The sequence below is a fragment of the Stieleria maiorica genome, from assembly GCF_008035925.1.
GTDB classification, from domain to species: Bacteria; Planctomycetota; Planctomycetia; order Pirellulales; family Pirellulaceae; genus Stieleria; species Stieleria maiorica.
Window position 1 is genome coordinate 9221088 of sequence record NZ_CP036264.1, and the last position, 14218, is coordinate 9235305.

Annotated in this window: 8 protein-coding genes; 1 reads left to right on the top strand and 7 read right to left on the bottom strand. The window is 58.7% G+C overall.

The window, feature by feature from the left end:
- Positions 1-187 precede the first annotated feature (187 nt).
- The 4 genes from Mal15_RS31550 to Mal15_RS31565 are packed head-to-tail and all read right to left on the bottom strand — an operon-like array spanning position 188 to position 6644.
- Positions 188-3607, bottom strand: a complete 3420-nt coding sequence (locus tag Mal15_RS31550) for a glycoside hydrolase family 78 protein (RefSeq protein ID WP_147871366.1) — start codon at positions 3605-3607, stop codon at positions 188-190.
- A 54-nt stretch (positions 3608-3661) separates the two neighbouring features.
- The gene (locus Mal15_RS31555; protein ID WP_147871367.1) at positions 3662-3859 is read right to left on the bottom strand and encodes a hypothetical protein; all 198 of its coding nucleotides are present in this window, start codon (positions 3857-3859) and stop codon (positions 3662-3664) included.
- 10 nt (positions 3860-3869) lie between these two features.
- On the bottom strand, positions 3870-5312 hold the full coding sequence (locus Mal15_RS31560) for a hypothetical protein (protein ID WP_147871368.1): 1443 nt from the start codon (positions 5310-5312) through the stop codon (positions 3870-3872).
- Between the two features lie 48 nt (positions 5313-5360).
- A complete protein-coding gene (locus Mal15_RS31565; RefSeq protein ID WP_147871369.1) occupies positions 5361-6644 on the bottom strand; it encodes an L-rhamnose isomerase in 1284 nt (427 codons plus the stop codon).
- 203 nt (positions 6645-6847) lie between these two features.
- Here Mal15_RS31565 and Mal15_RS31570 point away from each other — a divergent pair, with 203 nt between their 5' ends.
- On the top strand, positions 6848-7708 hold the full coding sequence (locus Mal15_RS31570; protein WP_147872760.1) for a helix-turn-helix domain-containing protein: 861 nt from the start codon (positions 6848-6850) through the stop codon (positions 7706-7708).
- Positions 7709-8117: 409 nt separating this feature from the next.
- Here the strand turns inward: Mal15_RS31570 and Mal15_RS31575 are convergent, their stop codons facing one another.
- Genes Mal15_RS31575 through Mal15_RS31585 form a run of 3 tightly spaced genes read right to left on the bottom strand, consistent with a single transcriptional unit; the run spans position 8118 to position 14210 of the window.
- Complete coding sequence (locus tag Mal15_RS31575) at positions 8118-11120, bottom strand: WD40 domain-containing protein (RefSeq protein WP_147871370.1); 3003 nt, start codon at positions 11118-11120, stop codon at positions 8118-8120.
- A 22-nt stretch (positions 11121-11142) separates the two neighbouring features.
- Positions 11143-12867, bottom strand: a complete 1725-nt coding sequence (locus Mal15_RS31580; protein WP_147871371.1) for a serine protease — start codon at positions 12865-12867, stop codon at positions 11143-11145.
- A gap of 2 nt (positions 12868-12869) precedes the next feature.
- Positions 12870-14210, bottom strand: a complete 1341-nt coding sequence (locus Mal15_RS31585) for a DUF1501 domain-containing protein (RefSeq protein ID WP_147871372.1) — start codon at positions 14208-14210, stop codon at positions 12870-12872.
- Between the last annotated feature and the right edge of the window lie 8 nt (positions 14211-14218).

The following is a 14218-nucleotide window of genomic DNA, read 5'->3' on the forward strand; positions in this document are numbered from 1 at the left end:
TTCGTTCGTTTTAAATGGTGTCGGGACTGAATGGCACGGGCTTAGTGAGCCGACGGCGCTAGCCGCGGGCCCGGATGCGCGTTTAACACGGCTGTAAGGCCCGAGGCTAGCGCCTGCGGCTCAGCGTATTGGCTTAAGCCCGTGCCATTTGTGTCGGGACTCGTAAACGCGTTCGCTTCTGGTGGGGTTATTCATCAAGCCGATAAACCGAGATCGATTCGATCATCATCCCACCGACCTTGGCGTATTTGTCGTAGGTCGCAAACGGGTCGAAACGAAGCTTTTTGATGGGCTGGGCGTCTTGTACGATGAACAGATAGGCGTTGACTTGGTCGGATTTGCGGAGCGTACGTTTGGTCTGTTGCCCGCCGTTGAATCCTCGGCCAGGTTTCGCCCAATAGAACTGGCTGGTCGCGCCGTTTTCCGGCATCGCTCTCAGTTCAATCGCCAGCTTGCCGCTGGCAGGTTCCTTCAACCGCACCGCCATCTGTGAGTCCTCGCCCGTCGCAATCAGGTAGGGCTTGCCATCTCGCTGCTCAATCTGGACACTTTTTCGATCGGTCCATTCCTGGACGTCTGACGGGTTCGTGAAGTCCCATGACGCCAGTTTCACTGCCCCCGTCAGGTCGATGCCGTGGGGGTTGATCGAGTTGTCTTTGGGCTTGGATGTTTTCCGCGCAACAGATGCCTCGGCGATACCGCTTGCCGCGGCGAATTCGTAAGTTCCCGATTCCACCGACAGAATCGCGACGTCATCTTCAGTGCGAAGCAACTTCACATGTTTGTTGGCGCCCAGTGCCTCGCAGCCTTCGGTAATGCTGTTTGCGTCGGACGTCGGCAGGTAAACCGTGGCCGCGGTGTTGGCGGGAATCGTCACATTCAAGCGAAATCGACCACCATCGACTTTCCAGTCACTACGGATCATGCCGCGAATGGATTCGTACGAAGCACTCACCCAATCGATTGGCTCGTGCATCGCGTTGCTGCCCCGCGACGGCGGATTCGGTCGAATGATGATCTTCTTGAAGCCGGGTCCGCCCGACTGAATGCCGGCCAGTGTCGCGAACATCCATTCGCAAACGGCACCAAATGCATAATGCGAGAACGAATTCATGGCCGCGTTGTGTCGACCGAATGCGTCTTCTTTCGTGTAACTGTCCCAGCGTTCCCAGATGGTGGTCGCTCCGTTGGCGATCTCGTAGCCCCATGAGGGAAACTCCCGCGACTGCAGCAGGAACACGGCCAGATCGTGTTGGCCCGATGCCGACAGCACTGGCAGCAGCGGCCGGGTTCCCAGGAACCCGGTCGCCATATGGTTGCCGTTGTCCGCAAGCATGTTGGCCAGGTGTCTGCCGGTTGCCTCACGTTGCTCATCCGGGACCAAATCCGCGAACAGGGCGAGTGCCTGAGCCGTCTGAGTCGGGACGTTGATGCTGCCGTCGTCGCTCAGGTATTTTCTCTGGAACGCAGACTTCGTGGCTTGGAATTGTTCGCGATAGGATTTCGCTTCGCCAGCGCGACCGGTTGCTTCGGCCATTTCCGCCATCATCTTTGCCGAAATCGCGAAGTAGACAGTGTCGATGTAATCCAACGGAGTCTCTTCGCCCTGCGAAAGCCAATCGCCCCAGGCGTTGCCGTGCACCACGCCCAGGTTGTCGACGCTGGTTGCCTTTCGCCAATCCATGAATCGCGTCATCGGCTGCCAGCAGTCTTCGATCACTTGCGTGTCGCCGTAGAACTGCCAGATCGTCCACGGACAAATCACCCCGGCATCAGCCCACGCAGTGCCAAAGTCCCACCCGTGCTGAAACGGAAAGGGAGCGTATCCGGGGAACGCGCCGCTCGGTCGCTGCGACTCCATCAGTTCCCGCAACCACTTGGTGTAGAACGCACCGATGTCAGCGTTGTAGGCGGCCGTGGCGACATAAGCCTGGGCATCTCCGGTCCACCCCATGCGTTCATCCCGCTGGGGGCAATCGGTTGGCAGGTCCAGGAAGTTGGCACGCTGTGTCCAGACGACGTTTTTAAAAAGTTGGTTGACCATCGGGTCGCTGCACTGGAACGTGCTGACCAGCGGCGTGTCACTGTGCATCACGAGCCCGGTGACACTGTCGAGAGTCGGTTCACTCGTCAGACCGGAGACTTCAACAAATTGAAACCCGTGGAAGGTGAATTGAGGTTGATAGGTCTCGCCATTTGGATCTCCCTTGCAGGTGTAGAAGTCGGTCGCCCGAGCCTTGCGTAGGTTTTCAGTCATCAAGCGACCGTCGGGATGCAGCATTTCGCCATAACGAATCTGCAAACGTTGTCCCGCCGAACCGTTCACCTTCAATCGAATCGTCCCAGCAAAGTTCTGGCCCAGGTCAAAGACAAACGTTCCTGGCTCCCGCCGCGTCAGTTTCTTTGCCGGAAGTTCCTCGGTCACGCGGACGGGGACGCCGGGAAAGGCCTCGAGATTTGGGCGTTTGAATCCAAACTCAGCTTCTGCTCCAACATTGCGAACTCCCTGTCCGGGCTGTTCGGGATTCCGACGTTGATAGAAAGTGGCGGTCGGATTGCCGTTGCCTTCGGCCAGAATTGCTGACCGCCAATCGCTGTCGTCAAATCCAGGCAATGCCCACCCGGGCATCTCCTTGCGGGCGTCGTAGGCTTCGCCCATCAAAAGATCCGCTTCCTGGATGGGGCCGTCGCCAGTCACCTTCCAGGTGGCATCCGTTGCAACGATCTGACGCGAACCGTCGGCGAATTCAATCTCCAGCTGAGCCATCACAGACGGCGTTTTTCCATAGGTCGCTCGCCCCGTTTTTTCCGTGCCCATGCCGGTCAGCAATCCGAATCCGACGTATCCGCTGTACCAGCCGTCGGCTACCCACGCGCCAATCGCATTCTCGCCATCTTGAACCAACTCCGTCACATCGTAGGTGTTGTAATAGGCACGCTGGCGGTAATCGGTCCAGCCGGGTGCAAAGTAGGCATTGCCGACCCGTTTCCCATTCAAATGCAATTCATAGATGCCGAGCGCCGTCGCGTAGATCGTGGCTCGCTTGACTGCTTTGCCAGACTCAAATTCCTTGCGGTACTGTCGGGCCGCGGGCAAATGCAGCTGATCAACGTCGGTGTGAATCGGCCTGTCGTCTTTAAAACTGATGTAGTCCGCTGACCAATCGGATTCATTGAGCAATCCCACCGACCACGACGCTGGTTGGCTGGTCGAAGGAGTTTCGTCGGAATCGCCCCAAACCTGAACTTTCCAGAAACACTGCTGCCGACTTTGCAGAGGTGATCCCGCGTACTTGATGAATAGCGTCTGACTCGATTCGACTTTGCCGGAATCCCAAAGGTCGGCTTTATTGCGTGCGAGACTTTCCTCGGTCGAAGCCACCAAGACGCGATACGCGACCTGATTGCTGCCGCGCTCGGACGATTGGACTCGCCAGCTTAGGCGAGGCTGTTCGATGTCGATTCCCTGCGGATTCTCCAAGTACTCACAACGAAGGTGGACTGCATCCAGCCCAGCAGCGACGGCCACGCTGCTAACGGCAGCTAGGGCAAAGGCGATGAACAGTGATGTCGTTTTCAAGTTGTCACTCAGTTGATTCGATCTCATAGCAAACGGTTTTTTGCAGGCAGCAAGACAATGTGGCGAGAGGATTTGAATGACTCAGATTTCGACTTCACTTGCATCGACGGGAAGTTTGCGGCTCATCCACATCGGTGTCGCAATGAACCATCCAACGGTGCCGACAAGTGCGGCGACCTTGACGGTGTCCAGCCCGATCGTCCCGGTGAAATACAAAAGGCATGGACCGATGACCAGACCGAGAGTGACCAGCGAAACAAGCTTTGCGATGTTGTTCATTGCATGACTCCTAAATGTTTGGTGACGCGTTTGCTTGATCGGCAAGTTCTTTCTGGGTGAACTTGCTGAGTACCAGATAGAGAAGGCCACAGACGATCCAGCACGGTATCACCGCGTACGCGGCAAACAGCCCCTGCCAGAGAATCAGGTACAGCCCCACGGCAACGGGCAGCAGCCAGGCAACCAATACCGCGATGTTGAACCGCGTCCCACTGTGACGGGCGTATTCGTCGCGTAACCCAAGCCTCTTCATCAGATAAAAGTCGACGAAAATCACGGCTCCCATCGGACCAAGAACCGTCCCGTAGGTCCCAACGAAACCCAGCAACTGGGCAGAGAGGTTTGGGAAGGCCCCGGCAATCGTGGCCACGGCGCCCGCGACAAGGGTCATCGCCGTTCGTGAAGTCTTGGGCAGCACGCCCTGGAACGCGAGTCCGGCGCGATAAATCGTTGGGTTTGCCGTCGTCCAACCCGCGATGACCACACAAATGATGCCGGCCCATCCGAGCGACTGAAATGCAAGCAGACCCGGGTTTGCGGTGACTTTGCCATCTTCCCCCACTGCCAGGCTTGGTTGAATTTTGATGAGTGCGGCCAGCAGTAATGCTGCGGCAATCCATGCCATGTAGTGGCCGAGGAACATCCCGATCGCAGGCGCCCAGCCAGACGCCTTGCTCCGGGCAAACCGGAAGATCGAAAGGTCTGCCATTCCAAAGTGCATCGCTCCATTGCACAACCAGGCGAACACAACGATCTGCCAGAAACCGAAGGTTTGCGGCCCATTCTTCTCCTGGACAAACGCAATCGCGTCGTCCCAGAACTTGCCTTCCGACAGCGCCGCCACGCTGGTGGCTTCCATTTGTGCGAGCGAGACGATCCCGCAAGCTGCGAACACCGCGATCATCCACGGCGCGGCGATGTTGGCGACTCGGGCAACACGCTCGTAACCGCCCGCTGCGACCGCCGCAATCACCACACCAACGATCGCCACCAGCACCGTGAAGGACGGATTGCTCAATCCGAACATGTTGCTCGGCACGTCAAACGTGATGTCAAACGGGACGCCCACCGCCGATGCGGAAACCGTGACCATCGCACCAGCAAGAAAGCAGAACAACAGTCCGTTGACGAGGTTGTAAAACTTGACCAGCGACCCGCCCGAGATCCGTTCCAGCTGATAGTAGAGCGTCAACCGCTTCGCCATCGCGATGGGGACGACCAGGAACCGCCAGGTTAATACCGCCAGAACGTTTCCCAGCAGCAGACCCAGGATCAGATCCGACAAGCTCGCACCGGCCGCAAGGAACAACGGGCCAATCATGAACTCCGTTCCCGCAGCATGCTCGCCTGCATACATGCCCCAGAACTTCCCGCTACCCAGCAACGCCGAATCCGGCACCGGTTCACGCTCGAACTCTCCGCCGGGAGTTGCTGATGATGCTTCTTCAGTCATTCAAAGTCTCCAGACAACAGGTTGTGTGCTTCATTGGCTGATGGTCCCTTACGACACCACCGATTCGTCGCAGCGTTTCGAAGTCACACTGCTTTCATATTGCCGTACCTTTTCGAGCCACTCGGCACCGACTGGAACACCCGTCGACTCGCAGTAGTGATTCCAAACTGCACCCAGTGGCATGGTCTTCTGTTCTTCCATCAGTGCGAGCCGAGCGGTCAAGTCGCCGTCACGCTCAAGCTGCTGCAGTTGCTCGGTCGGTTCAAGCAGAGCCGCCAAGAGCGCTTTCAACGCATTGCGAGTTCCAATCGCCCACGCAGCGACTCGGTTGATGCTGGCATCAAAGAAGTCCAAGCCCAGATGGACGCGATCCAAGTAGTCTCCGCGAATGATTTCCTGCATGATTGCCTGCAGTTCATCGCTGTAGGTGACGACGTGATCGCTGTCCCAACGCACGCCACGACTGACGTGCAGCAACAATTCGGGCACATACATCAGAGCCGAAGAGATTTTGTCTGAAATCACTTCCGTTGGATGGAAATGGCCCGCATCGAGACACAGGACTTTGTTCCGCGAGATCGCATATCCCATGTAAAATTCATGCGAGCCGACGACATAGCTCTCGCTGCCGATTCCAAATAGCTTGCATTCGACCGCATCGAGCGTCTGGCTGCGCGGCAGATCCTCCGCGAAGATCTCATCGAGTGAACTTGCAAGTCTCTCCCGCGGAGCTTTCCGACTTGCCGGTGTGTCTTTGTATCCATCGGGCACCCAGAAGTTGTTCACGCAGGCGTTACCCTGTGCCGCGCCCATGGCCGCCGCAATTTTGCGACACGCGATCCCATGATCAATCCAGAACTGACGAATCCCCGCATCGGAATGTGCCAGCGTAAACCCGTCCGATGCTTTGGGGTGAGAGAAGTAACTCGGGTTGAAATCCAGGTCAACTTGCTGTTCTCGCGACCAATCCATCCAGCCCCGAAAGTGCTCAACCCCGATTTCGTCACGGTCAACAGGGCCGTCGAACTCGCCATAGAGCGCGTGAAGGTTGAGGCGGTGTTTGCCAGGGATCAACGAGTACGCGACTTCAAGATCGCTCCGTAGTTCATCTGCGGTTCGCGCCCGGCCTGGATAGTTGCCGGTTACCGCCAGACCATTGCCAAGGGTTCCCGCTTCACCCTCGAATCCTGCAACGTCGTCGCCCTGCCAACAGTGAACCGAGATCGCGACTCTGGAAAGCTTCTGGAGTGCCGCGCTGACATCAACTCCTTGTGCCTGGTACTGCTCTGATGCAAGCTCAAATGCGGCACGAACGTTCTTTGTATTGCTCATGTTTTAGGTCCTGTGGGCCCTTGCCCGATCACACGAAGTTCTCCAGTCGACGCGGCAGTCTAGACCCTCACGCAAGCGAAAACCTTGACGATCGGACCGGAAACTAGCACAATAGTCCCATCTGAGAATGCTTTTCCGGCGCAAGGCTTAGCCGCTAAGTCCAGCCGTTGGCCAACTGGTCACCATTATCGCGCCATCGCGGAATGAAAGTACTGAAAAAACAGGACTGGTTTCACGCCGACGGTTTTCCGATCGTCGTGGAGCGTCGCGATCCGCAAGAGCCATTTGGTCTGCACTGTCACGAGTTCTCCGAAATCGTCATCATCACCGGCGGTGCCGGGCTGCATATCACCGGCGAAGACAGCTACGAACTGAAACCGGGAGACACGTTTGTCATTGGGGGGGACCGTCCGCACGACTATCTGAATATGGATCAGCTGAGCCTGATCAACATTCTGTTCGACCCCGCCGAACTACCAATGTCTCTCGGCGACTTGCAGTCGCTTTCTGGCTACCACGCGCTATTCACTCTCGAACCTGCCTGGCGTAGCCGACACCAATTCACCAGTCGCTTACAGCTAAGCCCTGCGGAAATTGGCGAGACGCTTCGGTTAGTCGACAAGCTCGACGACGAACTGACAGCTCGGCAACCCGGATTCGGCGTGATGGCGATTGCAGCCATGCTGGAATTGGTGACGTTCCTTTCTCGGTGCTACCGCGAAACTCGCAACCCGACAAGCAAATCCCTGATCCGCGTGGGCGAAACGATTTCTCACATGAGACGCAACGTTTCGCAGGTGATCGCACTCGAAGAGCTCGTGGCCATTTCAGGAATGTCTCGGACCAATTACATACGGATATTCGAGGCCGCGATGGGGACATCGCCGATCAAATATCTGATCGGGCTTCGAATCGCAGAAGCCTGCAGACTGCTGCGGAGCACCGATCGAAGCATTACCGACATCGCATTCGATGTCGGGTTCAGCGATGGTAATTACTTCAGTCGTCAGTTCCGCAAAACTCACGGCCAATCTCCACGAGAGTACCGCAAACGTCACCGCTAGGATCGGCGGCTGCTTGGCAGGAAAAAAAGGCAGCTGCGAATGCCAACGCGACGGCGGTTCGATGGGAGATCCCTCTGCTACGACCTTCAGATGCAACAGGCATGATCAAAAAAGGCAGGGTGGAAGGAGAAATAATGGCAGGCAACAGGAACGCGACTCAGGCTTTGGCCCTCTGTCAGCGATTGGGGCGATTCGTTGCGCTCCAATGGGGGCAAAACGATGGGGGCAAAACGATCAAAGCCCGGAATTGTTTTGCCGTTCCTTGGAGGATCTGGCAGCGATCGTGCAATAAGACCAATAGGACGCATGGGACTTATAGGTCCACTACGTCCTATTGGTCCTATTGATCACGCCCGCACGAATCGGCGTCGCATCGCCGCCTCGGCATCTGCCTGATTCACCGCATCGATTATTCAGCGTCGAGCGTTTGCAGGTGCTTTCCGGCCTTGTCAACTCGGGTGGCGACCCCTTCGGCGCCGCCGACGATGAACTGCGTTCCGTCGCGGTTGGCGTCGAGTGCGTACAGGTAGCCGCCGGGGACCGTGGCGTTGGTTTCGCGTCCGCCGTTGTCTGTGCGGTAGACGCGGAAGTAGCCGTCGCCGCAGGTGATGCCGATGCGCTCGTCTCGCCCCACATAGACCAACCGAGTGACCTCGGATTTCAGCCCGCTGATCGTCCGCGTCGCTTTACCCGATTCGATGTTCCAGACCTTGACCGTTTCGTCGGCCGATCCGCTGGCCAGTTCGTTGCGGTTCACGTTCCACGCCAACGCGCTGACGTGATGCGTGTGGCCTTCGAGCGTTTTTATTAGCGTTCCCGACTCCACGTCCCAAAGCTTAATCATCCGATCGGCGCCTCCGCTGGCCAAGGTTTTCCCGTCGGGCGAGAAACGAACGCACAGCACGGTATCGTCGTGTGGCGATTCGATGCGACGCACCAGAGAACCATCGGATGTGTTCCAAATCATCAGCTCGCCGCTGCGAGACGGTTCGCCTCCGCCGGTGGCCAGGTATTGCCCTGACGGATCGACATCAACACTCAACACACGGTCGGCGAAGGGGCTTTCCCCGGTGGCCGAACCGATCGATTGTTGATGCCGCCAAAGGTGCTGGGAGGTTTGCAGAGCGTGCAGTTGTCCGTCGGCGGCTTGGATTACCACACAGCCATCACCCGCGGCGAGCAATTGACTACCGGCCGGCAATTGGGCCAGTTCGCCCAGCCAGTCGCCCGCGGCGGACCAAAGGCTCCAGACGCCGCTCGGCTTGGAACGCGTCAGAAAGCGAGAGCCGTCGGCGATCAGGGCGATCGGTTGGTCGGTCGCTTGTGATTGATCGGCGTCGGCCTTCGATTTCGCGACCTGGGCCTTTTGAGCCTCTTGATCTGCCTTGGTCTTTCCCAATGATTCTTGACGACGTTTCACTTCGGCTTCCAGGCCCTCAAGGCGTCGTTTACCCCGGGCCTGAGTTTCCTCGGCCGATTTCAGTTCGCCGCGTTCGCTGGTGAGTTCGTTGTCCTTCGTTTCCAGTTCCTTGGCCGCTTTTTGCGAGGCCTCGGTCAGCGATTTGATCGTCTCGGCGAGTTTCTTCTCGTCAGGAACAGCGGCAAGCTTTTGTTCGGCGTCCGCCTTTTGCTTTTTTACGGCGTCGAGTTGCTCGGTGAGCTCCGTGATCTGTTTGTCCAGCTGCGTCACGGCTGCGGTCAAGTCGGTTCGCATCTTGGTCGCCGCAGCTTCGTCGGCTTTGGCCTGAGCCAGTTTATTGTCGGCCTGCTCGGCGGCTTGCTTTGCAGCGGTAGCCTGACTTTCTTTTTCGGTGATCGCGGTTTTCTTGGCGGCGATGTCGCCGGCGATTTTTTCCAGACTCTTCTTTTCCGCGTCCACGTTCGATTCAGCCTGTTTGACCGCTTGTTCATCGGCGGCAACCAGCTTTTCCCCGACCAACGAATCCCACTCGTTTTTCGCATGTGCCGCAGCGGCTTGGGGATCCGATTGGGCGACTTCGGCAAACTTTTTGCCCGCCAGGTCGAAGGTCCCGATCGCTCCGGATGGTGTGGTCACCCACAGTGACTTGCTGTTTGCGGCCAGGGCGATCGACGCTGGTGGAGCGGGCAGTTTGCCGAGTTCGATGAACTTGTCCTGCGAATGATCCAGCTGTGCGATCTTGCCCGCCGCGTCCACGGCCACCAACGGCGCGTCGTCGCCGGGCGCGGAACAAAGAAACGTGATCGGTTGATCCGAAACGGACCACGGCTTGCTTGACCAGGTGTCGTTTTCGCGGCGATGGCGGCTGACAATGCCCGACGTCTGGCCGGTGACCAGAGTGTTTTGATCCAACCAAATCATGGATGTGGTTGGATCGGACGTGTTGATTGTCTCTGCTTCCATTCCATCAATGCGGACGATGCGGATCGTGTTGTCCCAAGCGATCGCGACGCGCCCGCCGCTGGCACCGACGGCGATGCGAATGCGCTGGGGTGCCGCGGAGGACGCCGCGGATTGAATTTCCGCCGGGAGGTCGAAACCCTTCATCCACTGCCAGCGATTCTTGCCGACTTCGGCCACACTCAATTCACCTCGCCGAGACAGCGTCGCGACGTGGCGTCCGCTCTCGCTGGTCGCGATTGCCAAGGTGTCGTTAGGATCGATCGTGGGAATCGTCGTGGATTCGAACGGGGCCAAGTGCCAGAGTTTGACGTTCCGATGGCCGGTGGAAATGATTCGGCTGCCATCGGAATCGAATCGCAGATCTTGGACAAAATCGTCGTGGGGTGGTCTGCTTTGGCCATCCAGCACGCGCTGCAGTGAATCGATCGGCTGGGAGGACTTGGAGCCGAACACCTGGATCTGGTTCCCGAATCCGACCACAGCCAGTCGACCGTCGGGTGTGATGGCGGATCCGAAAACGGTCTGCAAAGAATTCGGCAGCGGTTGCCACTGGCGCGGCGTCGGGCTGCCTGCCGCTTGGTCGACCGCCGCGCCGGAGTCGATCCAGCGGCGCAGCAGGGCGAGTTCGATGGGGTTGAGCGCTGCGGCGGAAACGTCGTTGTCCTCCGGCGGCATCACCGGATCTTCGGCGTGGGAGGCCAAAAGAAACAAACGGCTTTTCGACGCGTCGCCGGGCACCAAAACATCGTCCACGTCGGACGCTTTCATTTTCGCCACCGACTCCAGATTGACGCCGCCTTCTTCGCTGCTGGCGTTGTGACAGGCGACGCAGTTTTTCTGCAGGACCGGTGCGACGTCACGGCTGAACACGACCTCACGGTCTTCGGGCAGTTCTGCGATCTCGCGAGGGTTGGCCAGCGCCTGAGACATCCACGCGGGGGAGAGCGACACCAGGAACAACGACGACAGGAAAGTGCCTGCGACACCAAGGCGCAAATTCAGACGAGAGCAAATGACGGGATTGATCATGGCGTTGCCGGTGGGGCGAAACTTAGTTGGATGATTTGCCGTCGGCCGGTGCCGGCGGGATCGTCAACCAGAATTCGGAGGGCGAGAGGGAGGGTCGCAGCGGGAACGTTGCGGTGACGGTCCGGTCGGTCGGTTTGCTATCGGAATCCAACGACGTGCCGATGATTTGAAATGTGGCATGTCCGGCGGCACCTTCACCAACGGTCAACTTTAATTTGACGGATTTGGACGTGTCGCCTTTCGGTTCCGAAATCACGTTTTCGACGACCACTCCGGGGGGCAGTCCGGATGCCGTGATTTGCAGCTTGTCGCCAAAACCCGATGACCGCTCGATCGTCACGGGGATCTCCAGCGGTTTGTCTCGGGGCAGCACAAAGTGGTCGTCGGCGAGTGTCAGTCGACATTCCGGCCGGCTTTCACGGATCGTCAATTGGTAGAAGTGTCGGGGCCCGAAACCGTCGATCATGTCGGACACCGTCACATCGACGATGCCGTCTTCTTTGGCGGTGAAATCGACGCCGGCATCGACGTTGTCTCGCGAGATGTCATCGTTGCTGGCCAACATGCTGCCGGAATTTTGATCCGTGACGGTCAGTTTTGCATCCAGCAGGTACCCGTCGGCTTTCGAACGGACTTCGGCACGGTACTTGGTCCCTTTGACGCCTGCAAACGAAACCGTGTGTGATTGCTTCGGCCCGGTGATGTGTCCGGTCAGAACAGCTGGCAATGTTCCGTCAAATTCGTCGCCGTGATGGAGTTGCACCTCCGTGTCCGCGGGACGCAAATCCCAGGCCCAGCCGAGTCCACCGGAGATCGATCCGCCCGCCGGTGCGATTCGCGTGGCCGGTAAGACGTCGACGGTACACGGTTCGGGCAGGTTGTAACCGAAGGCCAGGGGGCTCGCGCCGCTGACGACCAGGTGATCCAGGAACGGGCCCGTCGTGAGCTCGCAGACGTACACATAACTACTCGATCCGCTAAATCCGATCGTGCTGTTGGGTGTTTCGGGAAAGGCAAAGATGCGGACCAGGGCGTCTTGGTCGCTCTCGCTGCGGTAGACCAGTTGCGGGTCTAATCCGCGGACGTCGTCGACTTGAGCCAGCACATTGCCACGCAGATCTGTCAGTTGCAGCACGGCATCCATCGGGGAAGCAAGCAGTTGGTTGGCGGTGACCGAAGCGACCAGTTGCTGGCCGGCCTTGAGCGAGACTCGATAGGCATCGCTGTCACCGCCTTTGGCCAATCGCCCGGTGATGACGGCCGGCATCGAAACCGATTGGGCGGCATCGCGATTGTCGTTGGGTTCGGTTTCCGTCGTGACGGACAGCGGCGCGACGATCAGCGGCTGGAGCTGGCTGGCTGATTGGTCATCGTAGAATCGGACCCAGGCGACACCTGGTGGAGAGTTTTCGGGGATCTTGATCGTGAACTTGCCGGAATCTTTCCCAGGCAAAATCTCAACGTCCGCTCGATCACAATCGACCTCGACCGGCCAGTTGGGGAATTTTCCCTCGGCGCTGATCTCGGATTCGCTCCCCGCAGCAACGGCCGGCGGGAACAGTCGATCGAGCTTGAGTTGTGCTTGAGCCGGTTGCGACGCCCCGACGCAAAACGCAAACACCGCCCATGTCAGCGGGACGCGTAAGCGAGCGGCCCGTTCAGGTTTTCGGATCAGCGCGAGCCACCACGCTCTGGCGAGCGTCGCTACGCCGGCGCTTGCCCATTGGTTGTGAATCAATCCGATCATCACTACCCCATCAACTCGGTGATCGGGGTGGCGTCGCTGACCAAATGGGTCGGGCGGCCTTCGGGCGTGTACATCATTTGTCCCGGATCGATTCCAAGTTTCTGATAGATCGTTGAAACAAAATTTTCCGGGGACAGCACACGCTCGATCGCCGCGTAGCCTTGTCGATCGGTGGCGCCGATGACTTGGCCGCCGGGCGTTTTCCCGCCGGCAAACATCACGCTCATCGCGTTGGACCAGTGGTCGCGGCCGCCACGCGTGTTGATTTTCGGCGTGCGTCCGAATTCGCCCAACACGACGACCAGCGTTCGCTCCAGCATGCCCTGTTGTTTCAAGTCTGAAATCAGCGCGGCGATCGTCGCTTCAAAGGGGGGCAGTTTGGAATCCAATGCTTTAAAGATGTCGGTGTGATGGTCCCAACCGCCTTGGTACAGCGTCACAAACGGCACGCCCGCGCCGACCAATCGTCGGGCCAACAGGGCTTGCTGGCCGAACGTGTTGCGGCCATAGGCATCTCGGATCTCGTCGGCTTCCTGGTGAATGTCAAACGCCGCCTGGGCCTCCTTGCTGCTGATGATCTGCATCCCCTGACCATAGAACTCATCGACCGCCAAGGTCGGGTCGGCGACCGAAGCGTCGTTGAAACGCAGCATCGTGTCGACGTGTTTGCGAATTTGTTGTCGCGATGCGAAACGGTCGTCGGTCAATCCGCTGGGGATGGTGACGTCACGGACGCGGAAGCTGGAGCTGTTGGGGCTGTCGGGGACGACAAACGGGGCGTACTTGCTGCCCAAGAAATTGGGGCCGCCGGAGCGCGACATGCGGGGCAGCGAAAAGTAGGCGGGAATCCCGTGGGGCGCGCCGATTTCTTTGGCCACCACGCTTCCCAAGCTGGGGTGGAAACTGACAAAGGCACCGCATCCGACCGGGATCCGCGGCGGCGCACCGGTCATCATGTAGTGATTGCCCGCACCGTGATTGCCCTGGTCATGCCGGATCGAACGCACGATCGCCAATTCGTTGCTGATCGCGGCCAACTTCTGCATTGGCTGGGCGAAGTGCACGCCGGGGGTTTGCGTGGCGATCGGCTGGTAGGACCCGCGGATCTCGACCGGCGCATCGGGCTTGGGGTCGAACGTCTCGTAGTGACTCGGCCCGCCGTCCTGCCAAACCAAAATACAGGCCTCGGCTTCGGCCGGGCGTCGCTTGGCATCCGTCGTCGCGGCGCCGCGGGCGCGCGACGCCAGTGCGCCGGTCAGGCCGCCGGCAATCAGTCCTCCCAATCCCAGCTTCAATCCGTCACGCCGGGTCAGGCCTTCACAGTTCATCCAAGATCTAGCCATCGTGATTC